Raw genomic sequence first — 22,332 nt, forward strand, 5'->3', positions numbered from 1 at the left:
TTCGCAGGCTCACCCGCGCGCTTGCTCAACCTTCGGCGTTGGCGCGTCGACCTCGTCCCTCGGTCGCCGCTGACGCCTCCAGCGCCCGCCGCAGGGCCCGGTGCACCCCGGCGGGCGTGAGGACCCCGACGAACCTCACGCCGTCGCGCACGCCGACCATCGCCCGGTCCTCGCGCAGCATCGCGGCCAGCGCCTGCTCGAGCGTGGAGTCCAGCGGGATCGCGGCGCCGAGCTGACCGCCGGTGACGCCCTCGAGCGGCTCGAGGTCCTCGACCCGCAGGGGTACGACGGAGAGCCGGCGCAGCCCGGACTCCGAGCCCACGAAGCCGGCGACCTGGTCGTCGGCCGGGCGGGCCAGCAGCTCCAGCGGGGTGCCGACCTGGGCCAGCCGCCCGCCCTCGGCGAAGACGGCGACCCGGTCGCCCATCGCCACGGCCTCGTCGATGTCGTGGGTGACCATGACGACGGTCTTGCCCAGCGAGCGCTGCAGCGCACGGAACTCCTCCTGCAGCCGCACCCGCACCACCGGGTCGACCGCACCGAACGGCTCGTCCATCAGCAGCACGGGCGGGTCGGCCGCGAGCGCGCGGGCCACGCCGACGCGCTGGCGCTGGCCGCCGGAGAGCTGGTGGGGGTAGCGCGAGCCGTGCGCGGCGGGGTCGAGCCCGACCAGGGCCAGCAGCTCCTCGGCCCGGGACCGGGCCGTGCCGCGGGACGTGCCGACCATGAGCGGCACGGTCATGACGTTGTCGACGACCTTCTGGTGCGGGAAGAGCCCGACCTGCTGGATGACGTAGCCGATGCCGCGGCGCAGCTCGACCGGGTCGACCCCGGTGACGTCGCGGCCGTCGATCTCGATCGAGCCGGTGGTGGGCTCGATCAGCCGGTTGACCATCTTCAGCGTCGTCGACTTGCCGCAGCCCGACGGCCCCACGAGCACGACCGTCTCCCCGCGACCGACCTCGAGGTCGAGGTCGTGCACGGCGACGGTGCCGTCGTCGTACCTCTTCGAGACCCCGGACAGGCGGATCATCGGGTCGGCGGAGCGGTGCGCGACAGGCCCGGGCGCGTCGCGCCCCACCCGGGCAGCGGCGTCGGAGCCGGTAGCGTCCATGCGCGTGACCATACTCGCGGCGACCCTCGCCCCCCGGGCGGCGAGCGGGCTCCTCGGCGGGCGGGTCGGCGAGCGGGTGGGCGAGCAGGCGCCGGCCGTCGACGCGGGCGCGGAGCCCCGCTGCTACAGCCGCCTGGTCAACGAGTGGTTCTGCTGGGACTACGTCCGCGACTACCGGCCCGAGATCCTCGACGCCACCGTCCAGCACCTGCTCATCACGCTCGCCGCGGTGCTGCTCGGCCTGGTCATCGCCTTCCCGCTGGCGCTGCTCGCGCGTCGCTACCCCCGCCTCGAGAGCACGATCCTCGGCGTCAGCACCGGGCTCTACACCGTGCCCTCGATCGCGCTCTTCCCGCTGCTGGTGCCGTTCACCGGCCTCAGCGCCACGACCGTCGTCATCGGGCTGGCGCTCTACGCCTTGACGATCCTGGTGCGCGCGCTGCTCGAGGGCCTGCGCGCGGTCCCGGAGGACGTGCGCGAGGCCGCGCGCGGCCTGGGGTACGGCGCCGGGCGGCTGCTCCTGCGGGTCGAGCTGCCCCTCGCCGTACCCGTCCTCGTCGCCGGGCTGCGCGTGGCCACCGTCTCGACCGTGGCGCTCACGACCGTGGGCAGCCTGGTCTCCTACGGCGGGCTGGGGAACCTCATCCGCGACGGGGTCCAGGGCAACTTCCGCGCCGAGCTGATGACCGCCGCGGTGCTCTGCGTCGCACTGGCGGTGCTCCTCGACGTGCTGCTGGTGCTGGTGCAGCGGGCCGCGACACCGTGGACCCGCGGGCGGCAGGGGCAGGGGGCGAGCGCATGAGGGTCCTCCAGGACGCGTGGCGCTACCTCACCGACGCGAGCAGCTGGACCGGTGACGGCGGGATGCTCGCGCTGCTCGCCGAGCAGCTGCTCCTCACCGCGGGGGCGCTGGGGATCGCGCTGCTCGTCGGCCTGCCGCTGGCGCTGTGGCTGGGGCACGTCGGCCGCGGCGGCTTCCTCGCCATCAACATCACCAACGTCGGGCGCGCCGTCCCGACGTTCGCGCTGCTGGCGCTGCTGGTCACCGCCGACCCGTGGGGCTGGACCGGCGACCTCTTCCCGGGCACCGCCACCCTCGGGCCCTTCGGCCGCGGCGGTGCGGCGACCCTGGTGGCGCTGACGCTCTTCGCGCTGCCGCCGATCATCACCAACGCCTACACCGCCGTGCGCGAGGTGCCCGGCGAGGTGCGCGAGGCCGCGCTGGGGATGGGGATGAGCGGCTGGCAGGTGTTCCGCCGCGCGGAGTGGCCGCTGGCCCTGCCGCTGGTTGCCTCCGGCGTACGCCTGGCGCTGGTGCAGGTCTGGGCGACCGCCACGATCGCAGCGCTGGTCGCCGGGCCCGGCCTGGGCCGGGTCATCACCGACGGCTTCTTCCGCACGCAGTACGGCAAGGGCATCGCCGGCGCGCTCGTCGTCGCGGCCGTCGCGCTCGTGCTCGAGCTGCTCGCCGCGGGGGTGCAGCGCGCCGTCACCCCACCCGGCGCGGCGGGGAACGCAGGCGCCGCCTCACCCGGACGGTCCCGGCGCACGTCCCCGGACGCCCCTACGGTTGGCCCATGACGCTCCGACGCTCCCTGCACCGACGCCTAGCCCCGCTCCTCGCGGTCGGCACCGTCCTCCTCATGACCGCCACCGCCTGCGCCGGCGACGACCTCGCCGAGGACACCGGCTCCGACGACACCACCCCGTCCGCCTCCGGTGGCGGCCCGGTCACCATCGCCAGCCAGTCCTTCCCGGAGGCCGCGCTGGTCACCTCGATGTACGAGCAGCTGCTCGCCGACGCCGGCTACGAGCCGACCGTCAACCTCGTCGACGCCCGCGACGCCTACATGGCCGACTTCCCCGGGTCGGTGGACGTGGTGCCGGAGTACGTCGGCGGCATCGTCAACTTCCTCAACAGCCGCGCCAACGGCGACGACGCCGAGCCGTTCGTCGCCGGCGACGGCCAGGAGCTCGCCGACCAGGGGGCCGACCTGCTCGACGAGGCGGGCATCACCCTGCTCGAGCTCTCCGAGGCCACCGACACCAACGCCTTCTTCGTCACCCAGGAGCGCGCCGAGGAGGAGGGCTGGACCGCCCTGTCCGACCTCGAGGGCGAGTCCGTCGTCCTTGCCGCGGCCCCCGACTGCGAGGGTCGTCTCGACTGCGAGGGCGGCCTCACCGACGAGTACGGCATCGACATCACCGAGATCCTGCCGCTGGGCTACGCCTCCGACCAGACCTACCAGTCGGTCATCGACGGCGAGTCCGACCTGGGCCTGACCGCCACCACCGACGGCACCCTGGACTCCCTCGGCCTGGTCGTCCTCGAGGACGACCGCGAGATCCAGCCCGCGCAGAACCTCGTCCCCGCCGTCGCCACCGACTTCCTCGAGGAGAACCCCGACGTCGCCGACATCCTCGAGCCGCTCATGGCCGCGCTGACCACCGAGAAGCTCACCGAGCTCAACGGCCGGATCACCGTCGACCGTGAGCAGACCGAGGACGTGGCCCGGGACTTCCTGGAGTCCGAGGGCCTCATCTGAGGCGCTTCCGGGTTTGTCGGCGACCCGACAAACCCGGAAGTACGACGACGAAGTTCTGTCGTGGCGCTTCCGGGTTCTGACGTCAGCCGACGAACCCGGGCGCCCGGGTTTGTCGGCTACCCGACAAATCTCCCGATGAGTGGCCCCTGACGCGCCGGGAGCGCCCCTCGGCGCCGGCCGTCCGGGCGCTCACCCCAGCCCTACTCGCCCGGCCGCACCACCAGCGCCGACCGAGCGATCGTGGCGACGTGGAGGAACGGCACGTCCAGCAGCACAGTGTCCCCGTCGGGCCCCCCCGCCCGCCGCCGGCCGATCGGGCCCTCGCCCAGCCGCGTCATCAGCAGCGCGGCCTCCTCGCGCCGCCCCTGCTCCACCAGCCACCCGCAGAGCCGGTGCACCGGCGGCAGGATCGAGAGGGTCAGCGAGCGGTCCCCGCCCCAGATGGAGAGCACCCCGTCGCGGAGGAGTGCCCACCACTCGTCGCTGCAGCCGGGGATCTCGGTGAAGTAGCGGTGCATGTCGCCGGCGAGCACCTTCTCCCGCAGCACCCGGGTCACCTTGGCGTCGCCGTAGTCCTCGACCGAGGCCAGGGTCATCTGCTTGGTGCGCCACCGGTCGCGCAGGTCCTCGATCGAGGAGCGCTGCTGGGTGATCGAGGAACCGTCGGCGCGGATCCGCCAGTGGTAGACGATGTCCGGCACCACCCCGAAGCGCCGCGCCGCCAGGAACGCCCGGGTCGTCGTCGGCTGGTCCTCGTAGCGCACGCCCTCGGGCCACGACAGCCCCGCGCGGTCCCAGAACTCCCGCGTGAACAGCTTGTTCCACGCGAAGACGTCACCCAGGATCTCGGGGTGCTGGTCGATGAAGGCCATCCGTCGCGGGTGCAGCCGCCGCATCCAGCGCGGCTCGTCGAGGAGGTCCCCCTCGTGCGGGAACCACCGCGCGATCGAGCCGGTCACCAGGTCGCAGCCGCCGCGCCGCATCTGCTTGTGCAGCACCTCGTACGCCGTCGGCGGCACGACGTCGTCACTGTCCGCGAAGGCCAGCAGCGCCCCGCGTGCGGCTGCGACGCCGGCGTTGCGCGCCGCGCCGAGCCCGTGGTTGCTGGTGTGGAGCACCCGCACGACGTCGGGGTGGGCGGCGGCGTACGCGTCGGCGACCCGGCCGGTGGAGTCGGTCGACCCGTCGTCGACGACCACCACCTCGAGCGGCGCGTAGGTCTGTGCCAGCAGGCTGTCGAGGCACTCCGCGAGGTAGTCCTCGACGTCGTACGCCGGCACCACGACCGACAGCAGCGGCCGCTCGCGGCGCCAGGAGACCATGGTGCGAACGCTAGCGCCGAGCCCGTCGATGCCAGGCGAGGCCTGCGCGGCGATAGAGTCCCCTCCCGTGAGTGCCCAGCCCGACGCCTTCACCGTGCCCGCCGACCCCGACCCGATGTCGTACGACCGCAAGGTCCTCTTCGTCGCCGGAGCCGGTCGTTCCGGCACGAGCACGATGGCGGGGCTGATGAAGATCATGGGCCTGCACGTGCCGCAGCCCGAGGTCGAGCCCGACGAGACCAACCCCAAGGGCTTCGCCGAGCCCGCGTGGGTCGTCGAGCACCACTCGCGACTGCTGCGCGAGGCGGTCGTGCAGGTCAGCGACTCCCGCCCCGACGCGTGGTTCGAGACCGGCCGGGTCGCCACCCGCGAGCCCGAGCGGATCAAGACCGCCGAGTGGCTGGAGGGGCACTTCGCGGTCAACCCCGAGCTGGTCGTGAAGGACCCGCGGCTCTCCTGGTTCCTCAGCCTGTGGCGGGTCGCGGCGATCCGCTGCGGCGCCACCCCCGTGTTCGCGACGATGCTGCGCCCGCCGAGCGAGGTCGTCGGCTCCAAGCAGAAGTACTACGCCAACCGGCTCGGCTCCGCGCACCTCGCGGCCTCCTGGCTCAACATGCTGCTGCACACCGAGCGCGCCACCCGCGAGTCGGTCGCCGACGGCGGGCGCGTGTTCATCCGGTACGCCGACCTGCTCGACGACTGGACCAAGGCCGTGATGTACACCGGCGAGCAGCTGGGCCTCCAGCACATCCTGCACGCCAAGTCCGAGCGGATCCGCGACGCGCACCGCTTCGTCGACCCCGGCCTGCGCCGCGTCTCCGGCACCCTCGACGACCTCGGGCTGCCGAAGCGGCTGCACGAGCTGGTCGCCGAGACCTGGAACGAGCTCAACAAGCTCGCCGACCACGACGGCGACACCCCGGCCGTGCACGAGGCGCTCGACCAGCTCCGCGAGGGCTACGTCGAGCTCTACGAGGAGTCCGAGGCGATCTCGCGCTCCTCGGTCGTGGCCGCCGAGCAGAAGACGCGTCGTGGCCGCGACAAGGGCGACGGCCCCGCGGGCGAGCCCGGTCCCAAGGACGCCGCGGACCCGGCGTACGTCGCCGACAGGATCCCGCACGGCCTGCGCGCCGCCATCCCACCGGGGGTCCGTCGCGGCCTGCGCAAGGCCGTCGGCCGCGAGCGCTGAGCACCGGCTGACGACGTGAACGCGATCCGCAACCCCGAGGGCCTCACCAACCTCGAGGGCCACACCGAGTTCGACATCACCTGGCCGTGGAACCGCCCCGGCGGCCTGCGCGCCGGGGCGACCGCGGTGCTGCGGGTCAAGGACGAGGCGCCCTCGCTGCCGTTCGTCCTGCCGCCGCTGCTGCGCGCGACCGACCACGTCGTCGTGGTCGACAACGGCTCGACCGACGGCACGCCGGAGGTCACGGCGGAGGCCGCGGCGAAGGCGGGGCTGGCGCACAAGCTGACCCAGCTCTCCTACCCCTTCGAGGTCGCCCGTGCCGGCGCCGAGCACCTCGACCAGCACGAGCTGTCGGTGCACTCGCTCTCGTACTTCTACAACTGGTGCTTCGCGCAGGTGCAGACCCGCTACTCGTGGAAGTGGGACGGCGACATGGTCCTCACCACCGAGGGCGAGATCTCGATGGCGGACCTGACCTGGCAGGTCGGCGGCGTGCAGTCGATCATCCGGGTCCCGCGGCACGGTCTCTACCTCGACTCCGACTCCCACGGCTACCTCGACCTCGGGCTGCGCAACGCCGAGGAGTGGGGCTACCCGGTCGGCCCGGACTTCGTGTTCACCAAGGCCTTCGAGTGGGAGATCCGCTCCACCCCCGAGGGCTGCCGCTCGATCGGCCTGCCGCAGGGCCTGTGCGTGGAGCTGAAGTACCTCCACGGCGACGAGTTCGCGCACTGGACCGACCCGGAGTCCTTCGCGACCTCCTGGCGCAACCGCCGCAAGCGCCGCGAGTGGGCGGTCTTCCACGCCCTCAAGGAGGGCACGGTGCCCCCAGGCGTCCACGAGATCACCGCCCCCGAGGGCGTGCACATCGTGGACCACGTCACCCGGACCTGGCTGCCCCGCGCCCCCCGCCCCCTCGAGGTGGGCTGAGAGAGCCTGCACCGACCCTTCTTCCGACGAGCCGGCTCGGCGACACAGGGTCGACCCACGCCACCCCGAGCCGTGTCGGACAGGTCACACCAAAGGACCGGTGACGGGCGCGGCCGCCTGTGCGTACCGTTGACGCTGCAGGACAGCCACACACACCAGACGAGCACGACGTCCGGTACCCACCCCGGCCCGGGACCCCCGGGTGGTCGGAGGGACTGGAACGAAAGGTTCAGACCATGCCTCACCCCGCACTGCGGGTGGGCGTCGTCGGCGCGGGTCGCGTCGGGGCCGTCCTCGCCGCCCGGCTGCGCGCCGCCGGCCACCACGTCGTGGCTGCCGCCGGCGACTCTGACGCCACGCTGGAGCGGATCGCGACCCTGCTGCCCGGGGTCCCCAACGCCAAGCCCACGGCCGTCGCACGCGAGTGCGACGTCCTGCTCCTGACCGTCCCCGACGACATGCTGGCCAACGTCGTCACGACGCTGGCCCACGCCGGTGCCCTCCACGCGGGGCAGCACGTCGTGCACACCTCCGGCCGCCACGGCCTGGCCGTCCTCGAGCCGGCCGCCGCGGTCGGGGCCCGCACCGCCGCGGTGCACCCGGCGATGACCTTCTCCGGCACCGCCGTCGACCTCGACCGGCTCTCCGGCTGCGTCTTCGGCCTGACCGCGCCCGAGGCCGAGCGGCCCTTCGCCGAGGCGCTGGTCGCCGACCTCGGCGGCCGCCCCATGTGGGTGCCCGAGGAGATGCGCACGCTCTACCACGCGGGCCTGGCCCATGGCGCCAACCACCTCGTCACGCTGGTGACCGAGGCGATGGAGATCCTGACCGCCGCGGGGGCCACCGACCCAGCCGGCACGCTGCGCCCGCTGCTGACCGCCGCCCTCGACAACGCCCTCGACCGGGGCGACGCGGCCCTCACCGGCCCGATCGTGCGCGGCGACGCCGGCACGGTGGCCGCGCACCTCGAGGACCTGCGGACCACCGCGCCGCAGACGCTGGCGTCGTACGTCGCCCTGGCGCGGGCCACGCTCGGCCGCGCGGTCACCGACGGGCGGCTGCTGCCGATCCGGGCACTAAAGATCAAGGAGCTGCTCGACGACGCCGAGGCGACCGCCCGCGCCGCCGGGTGGACCGCCGGACGGGTCGGGCACACCGACCCGGCCGACCGCCGGCTGCGGGGGAGCCGGTGACCGGCCCGGCCGTCGTCACCACCCGCACCGAGCTCGCCGCCCTGCTGGAGCCGCACCGCCGCGCGGGCTCGCGGACCGGGTTCGTGCCGACCATGGGCGCCCTGCACGAGGGCCACGCCTCGCTGCTGCGCGAGGCCCGCGAGCGGGTGGCGGGCGGCCCGGTCGTGGCGAGCGTCTTCGTCAACCCGACGCAGTTCGGGGAGGGCGAGGACCTCGACCGCTACCCCCGCACCCTCGAGGCCGACCTGGAGGTCTGCGCGCGGGAGGGCGTCGCGGTCGTCTTCGCCCCCGAGGTCGCCGAGATGTACCCCCACGGCGTGGGGGCCGACGACGGCGTCATGGTCCGCCCCGGCCCGCTGGCCAACGTGCTGGAGGGCCGCACCCGCAGGGGGCACTACCGCGGCGTCCTGACCGTCGTCGCCAAGCTCTTCGGCCTGGTCCGCCCCGACGTGGCGGTCTTCGGCCAGAAGGACTACCAGCAGCTCGTCATGATCCGCCGGATGGTCGAGGACCTCTGCCTCGGCGTCGAGGTGGTCGGCGCCGAGACCGTCCGCGAGCCCGACGGCCTGGCGCTCTCGAGCCGCAACGTGCACCTCGACGCCGACCAGCGCCGCCAGGCCACCGCCCTCTCCCGCACCCTGTACGCCGCCGTCGAGTCCGCCCCCTACGGACCCGGTCCCGCGCTGGACGCGGCGCGGGCGGTGCTGCGCGAGTCCGACGGGGTCGACCTGGACTACCTCGAGATCACTACCCCCGACCTCGGCCCGCTCCCCGAGGACCCGCCGCCGGGCTACGAGGCCCGGATCCTGATCGCCGCCCGGGTCGGCTCCACCCGCCTCATCGACAACCTCCCCCTGATCCTCGGCGCCCCCCGCGCCTGAGGAACGACACCGAAGGGCAGTCCCATGCTGCGCACCATGATGAAGAGCAAGATCCACCGCGCGACCGTCACGCAGGCCGACCTGCACTACGTCGGCTCCGTGACCGTCGACGAGGACCTCCTCGACGCCGCCGACCTGCTGCCCGGCGAGCTGGTGCACATCGTCGACATCGACAACGGCGCCCGCCTGGAGACCTACACGATCGCCGGCGAGCGCGGCTCGGGCGTGATCGGCATCAACGGCGCGGCCGCCCGTCTGGTCCACCCCGGCGACCTGGTGATCCTCATCGGGTACGCGCAGATGACCACCGAGGAGGCCAAGGAGCTCAAGCCCCACGTGGTCTTCGTCGACGCCGACAACAAGATCATGGCGACCGGCTTCGACCCGGCCGAGACCTTCGGCGGCACCGACCTGGTCCGCGGCGACACGGTGTCCTCGAGCACGGGCGCGGGTCGCTGACACCCGCCCGGCGACGTACCCCTCTCCGCACCCAGCGCTAGCCTGACCCGATGCCGCTGCCCACGCCTCGGTCCGCCGAGGTGATCGACGCCCCCGTGACCCTGCACGCGGGACACCGCCTCCCCGGCCGCCTGGCCGCGCCCGACCCGGGGTGGACCGTCACCGCCGACGTCGTCGTCATCGGCTCCGGCATCGCCGGGCTCACCGCGGCGCTGCGGCTGAAGGAGGAGCTCGGACCCGAGGGGGGCAAGGTCCTCGTCGTCACCAAGGACCGGCTCGCCGCCGGCTCCACCCGCTGGGCGCAGGGCGGCATCGCCGCCGCGCTCGGCCCGGGGGACACCCCCGAGGAGCACGAGCTCGACACCCTCGTCGCGGGCGCCGGCGCCTGCGACGCCGCAGCCGTGCGTGCGCTGGTCACCGAGGGCCCGGCGGCCGTGCACGAGCTGATCGCGCTGGGCGCGCAGTTCGACCGAGACCCGGCCGGCGAGCTCAGCCTGACCCGCGAGGGCGGCCACCACCGCGACCGGATCGCCCACGCCGGCGGTGACGCCACCGGCGCCGAGATCCAGCGGGCGCTGATCGAGGCGGTCGGCCGGGCGCCGGAGATCGAGATCATCAAGCGCGCCCTGGCCGTCGACCTGGTGCTGTCCGCCGACGGCGGCGTCGCCGGCGTGACCCTGCACGTCATGGGCGAGGGCCAGCGCGACGGCGTGGGCATGGTCCGCTGCCGGGCGGTCGTCCTGGCCAGCGGCGGCCTGGGCCAGGTCTTCTCCCAGACCACCAACCCGGTCGTCTCCACCGGTGACGGCATGGCCCTGGCGCTGCGTGCCGGCGCGACTCTGCGCGACCTGGAGTTCGTCCAGTTCCACCCCACCGTCATGTGGCTGGGTGCCGACTCGGTGGGCCAGCAGCCGCTGATCTCCGAGGCGGTCCGCGGCGAGGGTGCCTTCCTGGTCGACGACGCGGGCACCCGCTTCATGCAGGGCCAGCACGAGCTCGCCGACCTCGCGCCGCGCGACGTGGTCGCCAAGGCGATCATGCGGCGGATGATGGAGACCGGCCGCCCGCACATGTGGCTCGACGCCCGGCACTTCGGCGAGGAGAAGTGGCAGCGCCGCTTCCCCACGATCCTGGCCACCTGCCGCTCCCACGGCGTCGACCCGGTCACCGACCTGATCCCGGTCGCGCCCGCCTGCCACTACGCCTCCGGCGGCGTCCTCACCGACCTGTGGGGCCGCACCGACGTCGCGGGCCTCTACGCCACCGGCGAGGTCGCCTGCTCCGGGGTGCACGGCGCCAACCGGCTGGCCTCCAACTCCCTGCTCGAGGGTCTGGTCTTCTCCCGTCGCATCGCCGCGGTCCTGCCCGGCGAGCTGCGCCCCTGGTCCGAGCCGGCGTACGACGACAGGCCGGTCGGCCTGGTGCCCGGCTCGATCCGGCGCGAGCTGCAGGACGTGATGTCCACGCGGGTCGGTGTGCTGCGCCACGCGGCCGGTCTCGACGAGGCCGCCGAGCGGCTCGAGCGGCTCGCCGGGACGTCCACGGACACCGTCGACCTGGACGCCTGGGAGACCACCAACCTGCTGACCCTCGCCTCGGCGCTCGCCGACGCCGCGGCGCTGCGCGAGGAGACCCGCGGGTCGCACTGGCGCGAGGACTTCCCCGAGCGCGACGACGCGGCCTGGTCCGGCCACCTCGACACCACCATGCGCGAGGGGACGACCGGTTGCACGTTCGTGCCCGCAGCCCCCAGCGACGGGCCCACCGGCAGCCCGGCGACCGACCTCCCGGAGGCAACCTCGTGATCGCCCGCCTCTCCTTCGCCGCCCTCCCGCGCCCGCTGGTCGACGAGCTGGCCGAGGCCGGCCTGGACGCCCGTGCCGTCTACGAGCACGTGGTCGCCGCCTTCGAGGAGGACCTGCCGGACGGTGCGGTCGACGTGACGAGCGCGGCCATGCCGCCGATGGGCACGGCGGTCGCCGACGTCGCGGCCCGCGAGGCCGGGGTCGTCTCGGGCCTGGTCGTCGCCGAGGTCGCCTTCCGCTACGCCCTGGGCGAGCAGCTGGTCGTCGAGCACCGTGTGCCCGACGGCACCCGGGTCGCGCCCGGGGACGTCGTGATGACCGTGTCCGGGCCGGTCGCCGGCGTACTGACCGGGGAGCGCACCGCGCTCAACTTCGCCTCCCACCTCTCCGGCGTCGCGACGGCCACCGCCGCGTGGGTCGACGCGCTGGCCGGCTCGCGCACCCGCGTCCTCGACACCCGCAAGACCCTCCCCGGCTGGCGCGCCCTGCAGAAGTACGCCGTGCGCTGCGGCGGCGGGGTCAACCACCGCTTCTCCCTCGCCGACCGCGCGATGGTCAAGGACAACCACGTCGTGGCCGCCGGGGGAGTGGTCGAGGCCTACGAGGCCGTCCGCGCCGCCAACCCCGACCTGCGGATCGAGGTCGAGGTGACCGACCTCGACCAGCTCCTCGCCGTCGTCGAGGCCGGCTGCACCGAGGTGCTGCTGGACAACATGACCGACGAGGAGATGACCCGCGCGGTCGGGCTCGTCGCCGGCCGGGCCACCCTCGAGGCCTCCGGCGGGATCACGCTGGAGCGGGCCCCCCGGATCGCTGCGACGGGCGTCGACTTCGTCTCCGTCGGCGCACTGACCCACTCGGTCACCGTCTTCGACCTCGGCCTGGACTTCCGCGAGCCCGAGCCCGCCCGGCCCGGGGCCTGAGCCGTGCCGCTCCTCGTCGCCGACATCGGCAACAGCCACACGGTCCTGGGTCTGCTCGAGCCCGGCCCGGAGGCTGCCGGTGGCCCCGCCCAGGGCACTGTCGCACAGGACTGGCGGATCGCCACCGACGAGCGGCGCACGGCCGACGAGTGGGCCGTCCTCCTGCGCGGGCTGCTCGGCCGGGCGCGCGAGGACCTCGACGGCATCGCCGTCTGCTCCACGGTGCCCGCGGTGCTGCACGAGTGGCGCGACATGCTCACCGGCCACTTCCCCGACGTCCCGCACGTGGTGGTCGAGCCCGGGGTGCGCACCGGCATCCCGATCCTGGTCGACAACCCCCGCGAGGTGGGCTCGGACCGGATCCTCAACGCCCTGGCCGTCGCCACCTTCTTCTCCGGCCCGGCCGTGGTCGTCGACTTCGGCGGCACCGCGACGACCTTCGACGTGGTGAGCGCGAAGGGGGAGTACGTCGGCGGGGCGATCGCCCCCGGCCTCGAGATCTCCCTGGAGGCGCTCGGGCGTCGCGGTGCGCAGCTGCGCAAGGTCGAGCTCGCCCGCCCCCGCACGGTCGTCGCCCGCAACACCGTCGAGGCGCTGCAGTCGGGGATGGTCTTCGGCACCGCCGCCCAGGTCGAGGGGCTCGTCGCCCGGATGGTCGCCGAGCTCGACGTGCCGGCCTCCGACGTACGCGTCATCTCCACCGGCTACCTCGCCCCCCTCGTCGTCGGCGAGTGCGGCTGCTTCACCGACCACGCGCCGTGGCTGACCCTGCAGGGTCTCGGGCTGGTCTTCGCGCGCAATGCGCGCCTTTCGTGACTCGTTATCGGTCGGCTATTACGTGCCGGTTCGCAAAACTTTTCCGAGAATGCGCCGATAAACGAGTTCCGAATGTGTCGAGCCCGATATCGCGTGGCATGCTGCAAAGGCGGCCCTATGTATTCCGCGGCCGCTGTCACCAGACGTCGCGCTGCGATAGCGCACACGGATTGCTGAAGGAAAAGGATTCCCATGGCACAGAAGGTCCAGATCATCCTCGAGGACGACCTCGACGGCGGCGAGGCCGACGAGACCGTCTCGTTCGCGCTCGACGGCACCTCCTACGAGATCGACCTCAACGAGGCCAACGCCACGAAGATGCGCGAGGCGCTGGCGCCGTACGTCGGCCACGCCCGCAAGGTCACCGGCTCGCGCGGCGGCGCCCGTCGCTCGGCCGCGAAGTCCTCCGCCGGCGGCTCGGGCCCCAGCCCCAAGGAGGTCCGGGAGTGGGCCCGGGAGAACGGCCACGACGTCCCCGACCGCGGCCGGATCCCCGCCGAGGTCCGCGAGGCGTACGACGCCGCCCACTGACCGCCGAGGCGTCACTTCTGAACCGCCGAGGCGTCAGCTCCGCACCGCCCGCGGGACCACCCGGTTCCGCGGGCGTCGTGCGTCCAGGGGGCCGGTTCCCTCTCGCGGGGGAGCAGGTCGGCTCCGGCGAGGGTGCCGCCACCGGCGCACGACGACCCAGACTGCTGCCATGACCTCCCTCTCGGGCACCCACGCCGCACCCCCGGCCCCGCAGCGGCCCTCCAGCCGGGTCTCGCCCCTGCGGCTGCCAGACCACCCGATCCGCGTCGGCTTCGCACTCGGCTTCGCGGTGCTGCTCCTGCTGTGGACCACCGGCATCGACCAGCTGCCGTTCCGCTCCACGGGCAGCACCGACTTCTACGTGCTCGGCGAGCGCCTGCTGAACCTGGTCGCGCTGTCCCTGGCCGCCGTCCCTCTGGTCGCGCTGAGGTGGTCGGTCGTCGCGGCCGGCCTCGGCCTGGCGCCGCTGCTGCTCTCCGTGGTCGCCGACACCACGGTGCCGATCACCGTCTACGTGTCACTGGTGCTGGCCGGGGCGATCGCCTGGCAGCGCTCCCGCTCGGGCGGGCTGCTCCTGGCCGGGCTCGGCGTCGCGGTCTGCGTCCCTGTCATGCTCGTGCCCTGGTCGGGCCTCGGGGTCTACGGGACGATCTCAGTGGACTGGACCTACGACTCCAGCGGCCACGTCGAGCTCGCCGCCTACGCGGTCGCGGCCGCCCTCGTCCTGGGCCTCGCCGAGGCGGCCCGCCGGACCGCGGAGCGCGCGACCGCGCTCGCCGTCCGCGAGGGCGCGGTGACCCGCGACGCCGCCGTGCTCGACGAGCGGGCGCGCCTGGCCCGCGACCTGCACGACGTGGTCGCCCACCACGTCAGCCTCATCGCCGTCCGCGCCGAGACCGCGCCGTACGCCGTCGAGGACCTCGGCGCCGGCGGCCGGCAGGTCCTGGCGGACATCGCCGAGGACGCCCGCCGTGCTCTCGACGAGCTACGCGGGGTGCTCGGGGTGCTGCGGCGCGCCAGTGACGACCCTGCCCTGGCGCCGCAGCCGACCGCCGCCGACATCCCTGCTTTGGTCGCGCGTGCCGCGGCCTCCGGCGAGCAGGTCCGCTGGACCCACGAGCCGGACGGTCTCGACACCATCCCGCCGCCCATCGGGTACGCCGGGTACCGCGTCGTCCAGGAGGCGCTCACCAATGCCCGCCGCCACGCTCCGGGGCGACCGGTCGAGGTGACCTGCCGCCCCGGCGGGCGCGGCATGTGGCTGCGGGTGGTCACCGACGTCGGGCGGCCGCTCGGCAGCCCGACACCGGGACGGGGGCTGACCGGCGCACGCGAGCGGGTCGAGGCGCTGGAGGGCCGGTTCGTCCCCGGGCCGGTCGCCGACTCCTTCGTCGTGGAGGCCGAGATCCCCGCGGGCGCACGTGGCTGAGTCCTCGATCCAGCCGGGTCCGCTCCGGGTGGTCGTCGCCGACGACCAGCCCGTCGTGCGGGCCGGGTTCGCCGCCGTGCTGGCGGCCGCCGTGGGCATCGAGGTCGTGGGCACGGCTGCCGACGGCGCCGAGCTGGTCGAGCTCGTCGCCCGGACGTCCCGGACGTCGCCGTGGTGGACGTGCGGATGCCGGTGCTCGACGGGATCGCCGCCACGGAGCAGGTCACCGCGGGCGGCGGCACCCGGGTGCTGGTGCTGACCACCTTCGACCTCGACGAGTACGTCTTCGCGGCCCTGAGCGCCGGCGCCAGCGGGTTCCTGCTCAAGGACGTCACGGCCGAGCGGCTCGTCGAGGCGGTGCGGATGGTGGCCGAGGGTTCGATGCTCCTCGGCCCCGGCGTCACCCGGCGGCTGGTCGCCGACTTCGCCGAGCTCCCCGCACGAGCCGGCGCCGCGGGGCCGACCGACCCGGCGACGTACGGGCTCACGCCGCGCGAGAGCGAGGTGCTCGGGCTGCTCGGTCGCGGCTGGTCCAACGCCGAGATCGCCGCCTCCCTCGTGCTGTCGACCGAGACGGTCAAGTCGCACGTGGCCGAGGTGCTGCGCAAGCTCTCCCTGCGCGACCGAGTCCAGGCCGTCGTCTGGGCGTACGAGCACGGGCTGGTCACGCCCGGGGAGGGCTGAGCCGGGTCGAGGTGTGCCTCGAGGTACGAGTCGAGGTGCGGGCACGCGCAGGTCCGCGTCACCAGGCCTCGACGCGCACCTCGACCCGCACCTCGACCCGCACCTCGACCCGTGCGGCACGCCCGCGGGTGACCTGCCCCCGCGCGCCTGTTCGCTCACAGCAGACGCCCTTTCGGGCCAACAGGGAACGCGTAGGCTGTCTGCGGGGTTGGAAGGAACGTCCCCCACCACGCGTGGGACCCCGAATCCTTGAGGAGCGATGCGCATGTTCGAGCGGTTCACCGACCGGGCCCGCCGGGTGGTCGTGCTGGCCCAGGAAGAGGCCCGCATGCTCTCCCACAACTACATCGGGACCGAGCACATCCTGCTCGGCCTGATCCACGAGGGCGAGGGCGTCGCCGCCAAGGCCCTGGAGAGCCTCGACATCAGCCTGGAGGCCGTCCGGGCCCAGGTGGAGGAGATCATCGGCCAGGGCCAGCAGGCGCCCAGCGGCCACATCCCCTTCACCCCGCGCGCCAAGAAGGTGCTCGAGCTGTCCCTGCGCGAGGCGCTGCAGCTCGGCCACTCCTACATCGGCACCGAGCACATCCTGCTCGGCCTGATCCGCGAGGGCGAGGGCGTCGCCGCCCAGGTGCTGCAGAAGCTCGGCGCCGACCTCAACCGGGTCCGCCAGCAGGTCATCCAGCTGCTCTCGGGCTTCCAGGGCAAGGAGTCCAGCCAGTCCGCGCAGGCCGCGACGACCGGCGGCGGCGAGTCCCCGAGCTCGAGCCTGGTGCTCGACCAGTTCGGCCGCAACCTCACCCAGGACGCCCGCGACGGCAAGCTCGACCCGATCATCGGTCGCGGCCAGCAGATCGAGCGCGTCATGCAGGTGCTGTCGCGGCGTACGAAGAACAACCCCGTCCTCATCGGCGAGCCCGGTGTCGGCAAGACCTCGATCGTGGAGGGCCTGGCCCAGGACATCGTCAAGGGCAACGTGCCGGAGACGCTGAAGGACAAGCAGATCTACACCCTCGACCTCGGCGCCCTGGTCGCCGGCTCCCGCTACCGCGGTGACTTCGAGGAGCGCTTGAAGAAGGTGCTGAAGGAGATCCGCACCCGCGGCGACATCGTGCTGTTCATCGACGAGATCCACACCCTCGTCGGTGCCGGTGCGGCCGAGGGCGCCATCGACGCCGCCAGCATCCTCAAGCCGATGCTCGCCCGCGGCGAGCTCCAGACGATCGGTGCGACGACCCTCGACGAGTACCGCAAGTACCTCGAGAAGGACGCCGCGCTCGAGCGCCGCTTCCAGCCGATCCAGGTCCCCGAGCCCTCGATCGCCGACACGATCGAGATGCTCAAGGGCATCCGCGACCGCTACGAGGCCCACCACCGCGTCACCATCACCGACGAGGCGCTGGTCTCGGCCGCGACCCTGGCCGACCGCTACATATCCGACCGGTTCCTGCCGGACAAGGCGATCGACCTGATCGACGAGGCGGGCTCGCGCCTGCGGATCCGTCGGATGACCGCGCCGGCCGACCTGCGCGAGTACGACGACAAGATCGACGAGGTCCGCCAGCGCAAGGAGGCCGCGATCGACGGTCAGGACTTCGAGGCCGCCGCGCGCCTGCGCGACGAGGAGAAGCAGCTCATCCTGAAGAAGGCCGAGCGCGAGAAGCAGTGGCGCTCCGGCGACATGGACGAGGTCGCGGAGGTCGACGAGGAGCTGATCGCCGAGGTGCTGGCGGTCGCGACCGGCATCCCGATCGTCAAGCTCTCCGAGGAGGAGTCGACCCGGCTGCTCAAGATGGAGGACGAGCTCCACAAGCGCGTCATCGGCCAGGACGAGGCCGTCAAGGCGCTCTCCCGCGCCATCCGGCGCACGCGTGCGGGCCTGAAGGATCCCAAGCGTCCCGGCGGCTCGTTCATCTTCGCCGGCCCGTCCGGTGTCGGTAAGACCTGGCTGTCCAAGACGCTCGCGGAATTCCTCTTCGGCGACGAGGACGCGCTGATCCAGCTCGACATGTCGGAGTTCAGCGAGAAGCACACCGTCTCGCGGCTCTTCGGCTCGCCCCCGGGCTACGTCGGCTACGAGGAGGGCGGCCAGCTCACCGAGAAGGTGCGCCGCAAGCCGTTCTCCGTGGTCCTCTTCGACGAGGTCGAGAAGGCCCACCCCGACATCTTCAACAGCCTGCTGCAGATCCTGGAGGAGGGTCGCCTGACCGACTCCCAGGGCCGGGTCGTCGACTTCAAGAACACCGTCATCATCATGACGACCAACCTCGGCACCCGCGACATCGCCAAGTCGGTCCACCTCGGCTTCAACCAGGGTGGCGACGCGGCCGGCTCCTACGAGCGGATGAAGGGCAAGGTCCAGGACGAGCTCAAGCAGCACTTCCGGCCCGAGTTCCTCAACCGTGTGGACGAGGTGATCGTGTTCCCGCCGCTGAGCAAGGAGCAGATCATCCACATGGTCGACAACATGATCGCCGCCGTGGAGCTGCGCCTGCGCGACCGCGACATGCAGCTCGAGCTCACGCAGTCCGCCAAGGACCTGCTGGCCGAGAAGGGCTTCGACCCCGTGCTCGGTGCCCGGCCGCTGCGCCGCACCGTCCAGCGCGAGATCGAGGACGTCCTGGCCGAGAAGATGCTGTACGGCGAGGTCGGGGCCGGCCAGATCGTGCTGGTCGACGTGGAGGGCGAGGGCGCCGCGCGCACCTTCACCTTCAAGGGCCAGAAGGTCGCGGCCCTGCCCGACGTGCCCCCGCTCGAGCCCGCCGGTGCCTCCGAGCCCGGCCAGGAGGGCGGCGGCGCCCCGGACGTGAAGAAGTCCGGGCCGACCGAGTAGGCACCGCCGAACCGTCAGTTCCGAACCCTCGACCCGTCATCTCCGAACCTCACCCCGGTTCGGAAGTGACGGGTCGAGGGTTCTTTCCTGACGGTTCGGCGGTGGGTCAGGGCAGCGCGTAGGTCTCCGGACCCACCTGCACGGCCAGCCCGTCGGCGACCAGCCCGGCCAGGCAGCGTTCGCGCTGCTCGGTGGGTCCCCAGGCCGCCTCGAGCGCGGAGACGTGCACCGCGCCGAGCGCCTCGCGCAGCACCGCCATGAGCCGGCCCCGGCACTGGCGGTCGGTCCCGGCCCAGGCCTGCGCGCGCCGCGGCGGCCCGTCGTACGCCGGGGAGCCGGCGAGCACCCACGCGCACTGCTCCCGCAACGGGCACGCGGCGCACCGCGGCGAGGTCGCGGTGCACACGAGCGCCCCGAGCTCCATCACCGCGACCGCCCAGGTCGCCGCGACCGCGTCCTCGTCGGGCAGCAACGACTCCGCGAGCGCCCGCTCGGCCCGCGTCATCGACGGGGGCGGCAGCGCGACCCCCGACGCCGCGCGGGCCAGCACCCGCCGCACGTTGGTGTCGAGCACCGCGTGCCGCTGGCCGAAGGCGAAGGACGCGACCGCGGCCGCGGTGTACTCGCCCACGCCCGGCAACGCCAGCAGGTCCGCGTGCGACGACGGCACCTCGCCGCCGTGGTCGGCCACGATCGCCACCGCCGCGGCGTGCAGCCGCAGCGCACGCCGGGGGTAGCCCAGTCGCCCCCACATCCGCACGGCCTCCCCGGTCGGCTCGGCCGCGAGGTCGGCGGGCGTCGGCCACCGTTCCAGCCACGCCTCGTGAACCGGCAGCACCCGGGCCACGGGCGTCTGCTGCAGCATCAGCTCGCTCACCAGCACCGACCACGGCGAGGCCTCGGGGCGTCGCCACGGGAGGTCGCGCTGGGCGACGGCGTACCACTCCAGGACGGGCGCGTGGAGGGGGCTGGTCGGCATGGCAGAGGTCATTCTGGCGCGAGGTGGGTGGCCCCCGGAGTGGCACCCCGGTACGACGGCGCCGGCTGGCTAGCCTGCGCCCCATGAGCCAGCAGATGACCCGGGGACCGCTCCCCGCCTCGGTCTACTGGCGGCGGCGTGCCTACGCGCTGCTGACGCTCTGCGCGGTGGTCTCGCTCGTCGCCGGGGTGACCCGCTCGGTGACCGGCGGTGCGGACGAGCCGGCCCAGGTCTCCCTGAGCGGCGCGGCCACCTCCGGTGCGGAGCCGACCGCCGCGGAGCCGACCGCCGGCGCGACCGGGGACGCACCGGTCTCCTCCCTCCCCACCGACGACGCCGCCGACGCCGCGCCCTCGACCGGTCGGGGCGGCGACGCGAAGGGCAGGGGCAAGGGGCGGGAGAGGACGCCCGCGCTCCCCGAGCCCCAGGGCAGCTGCCTGGAGCAGGACGTCCTGGCTCGGCCCGAGGTGGCCTCCGCGGTCGCCGGGCGACCCGTGACCGTCACGCTGCGGCTGCGCACCCGCGTGGCCGAGGCCTGCACGTGGGAGCTCTCCCCGAAGACCTTCACCTGGAAGATCACCTCCGGGCCGGACGAGATCTGGACGAGCCGGGAGTGCCCGCGGGCGGTGCCGACCCGTGAGCTCGTCGTACGACGCGACACCGAGACGACCACCGACCTGGTCTGGGGCGGGCGTCGCTCGGACACCGAGTGCAGCCGGCTGACCGAGTGGGCGCTGCCGGGCTGGTACCACGCGACGGTCGCCCCGCTGGCCGGCGAGCCCAAGGACACCCAGTTCGAGCTGGCCAGCCCCACGCCGGCGACGGTCACCGCGAGCCCGCAGCCCCGCCGTAAGAGGGCCGACCGCTAGCGCTGGAGCAGTAGCATCATCAGGTCGACGAGGTCGCGGGCCTCGCGGGCGCGCTCGTCGTCGTCGAGGCCGCGCAGCCGGGCGCGGTCCAGCATCGCGTTCATGAGCAGGTCGCCGTACATCATCCGGGTCACCCTCAGCCACGTCCCGGCGTCTCCGGGGTCGACCTCACCGCGGCTCAGGGCACGTTCCCAGACGTCGTGGATGACCTGGGCGTGCTGGGCCCCGACCTTCTCGGGTCGCGGCGCGGAGGTATCGGTCTGGACGCCGTCGATGGCGATCCGGACCGCCACCCAGCCGACCTCGGTCAGGAAGTGCCGGAGCAGCCAGGTGACCACCGCCTCCAGGTCGCCACGCAGCGAACCGGTGTCGATCCAGGGTGCCTCGGCCCGTGCATGGACCGCGTCGACGAGCAGCGACTCCTTGTCGGCCCAGCGCAGGTAGATCGAGGACTTGCCGACGCCGGCACGACGGGCGACCCCGTTGAGGGAGTACCCCGCGTGGCCGTGGGCGGCGTACTCGGCAAGGGCGGCGTCGATGATGCGGTCGTCGGCGTCGGCGTCGCGGGGACGACCAGCCGGCCGAGACTCCGGGCGGTCCATGCGCGGGAGTGTCGCACGCCGGGACCCCCCGTGGGGAGGCCCAGGTAAAGACCCTGTGGACGCCGCACGTGCGCGGCCACCCGCCCGGGCGTGGGAGGGGGCGCTCGCACGGTCCTACGTTGGAACGGACAGCAGCGCCACTCGAGGAGGAGCTCCCGTGCCCGAGAAGAAGTCGCCCGGCCCCAGCGTCAAGGATCCCGAGTTCTACGAGCGCCTGCGCGAGGAGGGCAACAGCAAGGAGAAGGCGGCGCGCATCGCCAACGCCGCAGCGGCCTCCTCGCGCAGCGAGGTGGGCAAGAAGGGCGGGGGCTCACCGGCGTACGAGGAGTGGACGGTCGAGGAGCTGCGCCAGCGGGCCTCGGAGCTGGAGATCGAGGGTCGTTCCTCGATGGACAAGAGTGAGCTCATCGAGGCCCTCCGCGAGCACTAGGCCGTAGGCTTCCGCGCATGGCGGGTCCGGTGCGGGTGGCGATCCTCAACGACTACGAGATCGTCGTCGCCGGGGTGGCGCGGATGCTGGCGCCGTACGCCGACAGGGTGCGCGTCGTGGAGACCGCGACCGGCGTGCCGCCGATGGGGGACTGCGACGTGGTCCTCTACGACACCTTCAGCCAGTCCCAGGGCAACGTGCTGGACGTGCAGGAGGTCGCGGCCATGACCGGCGCACAGGTCGTGCTCTACAGCTGGAACCTCGCGCCCAGCCTGGTCTCGGAGGCGCTGCGCCGCGGTGCGGCCGGCTACCTGTCCAAGACGCTGGACGGCGAGGGAGTGGCCGACGCGATCGTGCGGGTGGCCGAGGGGCAGCGGGTGCTGCCGGGGGACAGCCAGGGGCGGGAGCACGGCGCCTGGCCCGGCCAGGAGCACGGGCTCTCAGCGCGCGAGGCGGAGATGATCGCGCTCATCACGCAGGGCTTCTCCAACCTCGAGATCGCCGAGCGGGCCTACCTGTCGGTCAACTCGGTCAAGACCTACATCCGCACCGCCTACCGCAAGCTCGGCTTCACCCGTCGCTCCCAGGCGGTGAGCTGGGGCATCCAGCACGGCTTCCTGCCACCCGAGCCCCGGCGCACCGACACCGGCCGCGGGATGACGTCGGTCGCCGCACCTCGGGGCTGAGGTCCCTGGCGCGGTCCGACGTCCGTGTGGCACGTGAATACGCATAACCTTCGACCGACATTCCACACGTCTTTGCACAGGCATTCCACAAGTAGTGGAAACCTCATCATT

General features: G+C 73.3%; 21 protein-coding genes and 1 pseudogene. 18 read left to right on the forward strand and 4 right to left on the reverse strand.

All coding sequences use genetic code 11. From position 1 onward, the window contains the following. Window positions 1–25: 25 nt before the first annotated feature. Complete coding sequence (locus tag ACYVID_RS04795; RefSeq protein WP_460734948.1) at window positions 26–1,114, reverse strand: ABC transporter ATP-binding protein; 1,089 nt, start codon at window positions 1,112–1,114, stop codon at window positions 26–28. A 4-nt stretch (window positions 1,115–1,118) separates the two neighbouring features. Here ACYVID_RS04795 and ACYVID_RS04800 point away from each other — a divergent pair, with 4 nt between their 5' ends. The 3 genes from ACYVID_RS04800 to ACYVID_RS04810 are packed head-to-tail and all read left to right on the forward strand — an operon-like array spanning window position 1,119 to window position 3,660. Further along, window positions 1,119–1,916, forward strand: coding sequence for an ABC transporter permease (locus ACYVID_RS04800; RefSeq protein ID WP_460734950.1), 798 nt, complete (start codon window positions 1,119–1,121; stop codon window positions 1,914–1,916). After that, window positions 1,913–2,695 (forward strand): ABC transporter permease, encoded by a 783-nt coding sequence (locus ACYVID_RS04805; RefSeq protein WP_460734952.1) that lies wholly within the window; start codon window positions 1,913–1,915, stop codon window positions 2,693–2,695. Before ACYVID_RS04800 ends, ACYVID_RS04805 begins: the two co-directional genes overlap by 4 nt. Beyond that, window positions 2,692–3,660, forward strand: a complete 969-nt coding sequence (locus ACYVID_RS04810; RefSeq protein WP_300640312.1) for an ABC transporter substrate-binding protein — start codon at window positions 2,692–2,694, stop codon at window positions 3,658–3,660. The genes ACYVID_RS04805 and ACYVID_RS04810 overlap by 4 nt, the downstream gene beginning before the upstream one ends. A 200-nt stretch (window positions 3,661–3,860) precedes the next feature. On the opposite strand, the gene ACYVID_RS04815 is transcribed toward ACYVID_RS04810, so the two are convergent. After that, window positions 3,861–4,982 (reverse strand): glycosyltransferase family 2 protein, encoded by a 1,122-nt coding sequence (locus ACYVID_RS04815; protein WP_460734955.1) that lies wholly within the window; start codon window positions 4,980–4,982, stop codon window positions 3,861–3,863. A gap of 67 nt (window positions 4,983–5,049) precedes the next feature. Here ACYVID_RS04815 and ACYVID_RS04820 point away from each other — a divergent pair, with 67 nt between their 5' ends. The 12 genes and pseudogenes from ACYVID_RS04820 (at window position 5,050) to ACYVID_RS04875 (ending at window position 18,655) form a co-directional block, all read left to right on the forward strand. Then, window positions 5,050–6,171, forward strand: a complete 1,122-nt coding sequence (locus ACYVID_RS04820) for a sulfotransferase family protein (RefSeq protein WP_460734957.1) — start codon at window positions 5,050–5,052, stop codon at window positions 6,169–6,171. Window positions 6,172–6,186: 15 nt separating this feature from the next. After that, on the forward strand, window positions 6,187–7,101 hold the full coding sequence (locus ACYVID_RS04825; protein WP_460734958.1) for a hypothetical protein: 915 nt from the start codon (window positions 6,187–6,189) through the stop codon (window positions 7,099–7,101). A gap of 236 nt (window positions 7,102–7,337) precedes the next feature. Next, a complete protein-coding gene (locus ACYVID_RS04830; RefSeq protein ID WP_460734959.1) occupies window positions 7,338–8,294 on the forward strand; it encodes a Rossmann-like and DUF2520 domain-containing protein in 957 nt (318 codons plus the stop codon). Further along, entirely contained in the window at window positions 8,291–9,175 is an 885-nt protein-coding gene (panC, locus tag ACYVID_RS04835) for a pantoate--beta-alanine ligase (protein WP_460734961.1), read from the forward strand. The genes ACYVID_RS04830 and panC overlap by 4 nt, the downstream gene beginning before the upstream one ends. 24 nt (window positions 9,176–9,199) lie before the next feature. Further along, entirely contained in the window at window positions 9,200–9,634 is a 435-nt protein-coding gene (gene panD / locus ACYVID_RS04840; protein WP_460734963.1) for an aspartate 1-decarboxylase, read from the forward strand. A 50-nt stretch (window positions 9,635–9,684) separates the two neighbouring features. Further along, window positions 9,685–11,439 (forward strand): L-aspartate oxidase, encoded by a 1,755-nt coding sequence (locus tag ACYVID_RS04845; protein WP_460734965.1) that lies wholly within the window; start codon window positions 9,685–9,687, stop codon window positions 11,437–11,439. After that, window positions 11,436–12,362, forward strand: a complete 927-nt coding sequence (nadC, locus tag ACYVID_RS04850; protein ID WP_460734967.1) for a carboxylating nicotinate-nucleotide diphosphorylase — start codon at window positions 11,436–11,438, stop codon at window positions 12,360–12,362. Before ACYVID_RS04845 ends, nadC begins: the two co-directional genes overlap by 4 nt. 3 nt (window positions 12,363–12,365) lie before the next feature. Next, on the forward strand, window positions 12,366–13,178 hold the full coding sequence (locus ACYVID_RS04855; RefSeq protein ID WP_460734969.1) for a type III pantothenate kinase: 813 nt from the start codon (window positions 12,366–12,368) through the stop codon (window positions 13,176–13,178). Window positions 13,179–13,370: 192 nt separating this feature from the next. Then, window positions 13,371–13,709: a histone-like nucleoid-structuring protein Lsr2 gene (locus tag ACYVID_RS04860; RefSeq protein ID WP_460734971.1), complete on the forward strand. Its 339-nt coding sequence runs from the start codon at window positions 13,371–13,373 to the stop codon at window positions 13,707–13,709. Window positions 13,710–13,878: 169 nt separating this feature from the next. Beyond that, window positions 13,879–15,138: a sensor histidine kinase gene (locus ACYVID_RS04865; RefSeq protein WP_460734973.1), complete on the forward strand. Its 1,260-nt coding sequence runs from the start codon at window positions 13,879–13,881 to the stop codon at window positions 15,136–15,138. Beyond that, window positions 15,131–15,822, forward strand: a pseudogene (locus ACYVID_RS04870) (response regulator). Before ACYVID_RS04865 ends, ACYVID_RS04870 begins: the two are co-directional and overlap by 8 nt. Window positions 15,823–16,087: 265 nt before the next feature. Next, window positions 16,088–18,655, forward strand: coding sequence for an ATP-dependent Clp protease ATP-binding subunit (locus ACYVID_RS04875; RefSeq protein ID WP_460734975.1), 2,568 nt, complete (start codon window positions 16,088–16,090; stop codon window positions 18,653–18,655). Between the two features lie 106 nt (window positions 18,656–18,761). Here ACYVID_RS04875 and ACYVID_RS04880 read toward each other — a convergent pair whose 3' ends face one another. After that, the gene (locus tag ACYVID_RS04880; protein WP_460734977.1) at window positions 18,762–19,634 is read right to left on the reverse strand and encodes an HhH-GPD family protein; all 873 of its coding nucleotides are present in this window, start codon (window positions 19,632–19,634) and stop codon (window positions 18,762–18,764) included. Window positions 19,635–19,717: 83 nt separating this feature from the next. On the opposite strand from ACYVID_RS04880, the gene ACYVID_RS04885 reads away from it, so the two are divergent. Then, window positions 19,718–20,503, forward strand: coding sequence for a hypothetical protein (locus ACYVID_RS04885; protein WP_460734979.1), 786 nt, complete (start codon window positions 19,718–19,720; stop codon window positions 20,501–20,503). On the opposite strand, the gene ACYVID_RS04890 is transcribed toward ACYVID_RS04885, so the two are convergent. Beyond that, complete coding sequence (locus ACYVID_RS04890) at window positions 20,500–21,105, reverse strand: TetR/AcrR family transcriptional regulator (RefSeq protein WP_460734981.1); 606 nt, start codon at window positions 21,103–21,105, stop codon at window positions 20,500–20,502. The genes ACYVID_RS04885 and ACYVID_RS04890 overlap by 4 nt on opposite strands. A gap of 157 nt (window positions 21,106–21,262) precedes the next feature. Here ACYVID_RS04890 and ACYVID_RS04895 point away from each other — a divergent pair, with 157 nt between their 5' ends. Further along, complete coding sequence (locus ACYVID_RS04895; RefSeq protein WP_460734983.1) at window positions 21,263–21,535, forward strand: DUF7218 family protein; 273 nt, start codon at window positions 21,263–21,265, stop codon at window positions 21,533–21,535. A 17-nt stretch (window positions 21,536–21,552) separates the two neighbouring features. Further along, a complete protein-coding gene (locus ACYVID_RS04900; RefSeq protein ID WP_460734985.1) occupies window positions 21,553–22,221 on the forward strand; it encodes a helix-turn-helix transcriptional regulator in 669 nt (222 codons plus the stop codon). Window positions 22,222–22,332: the final 111 nt, after the last annotated feature.

The sequence above is a fragment of the Nocardioides ginkgobilobae genome (genome assembly GCF_054781275.1).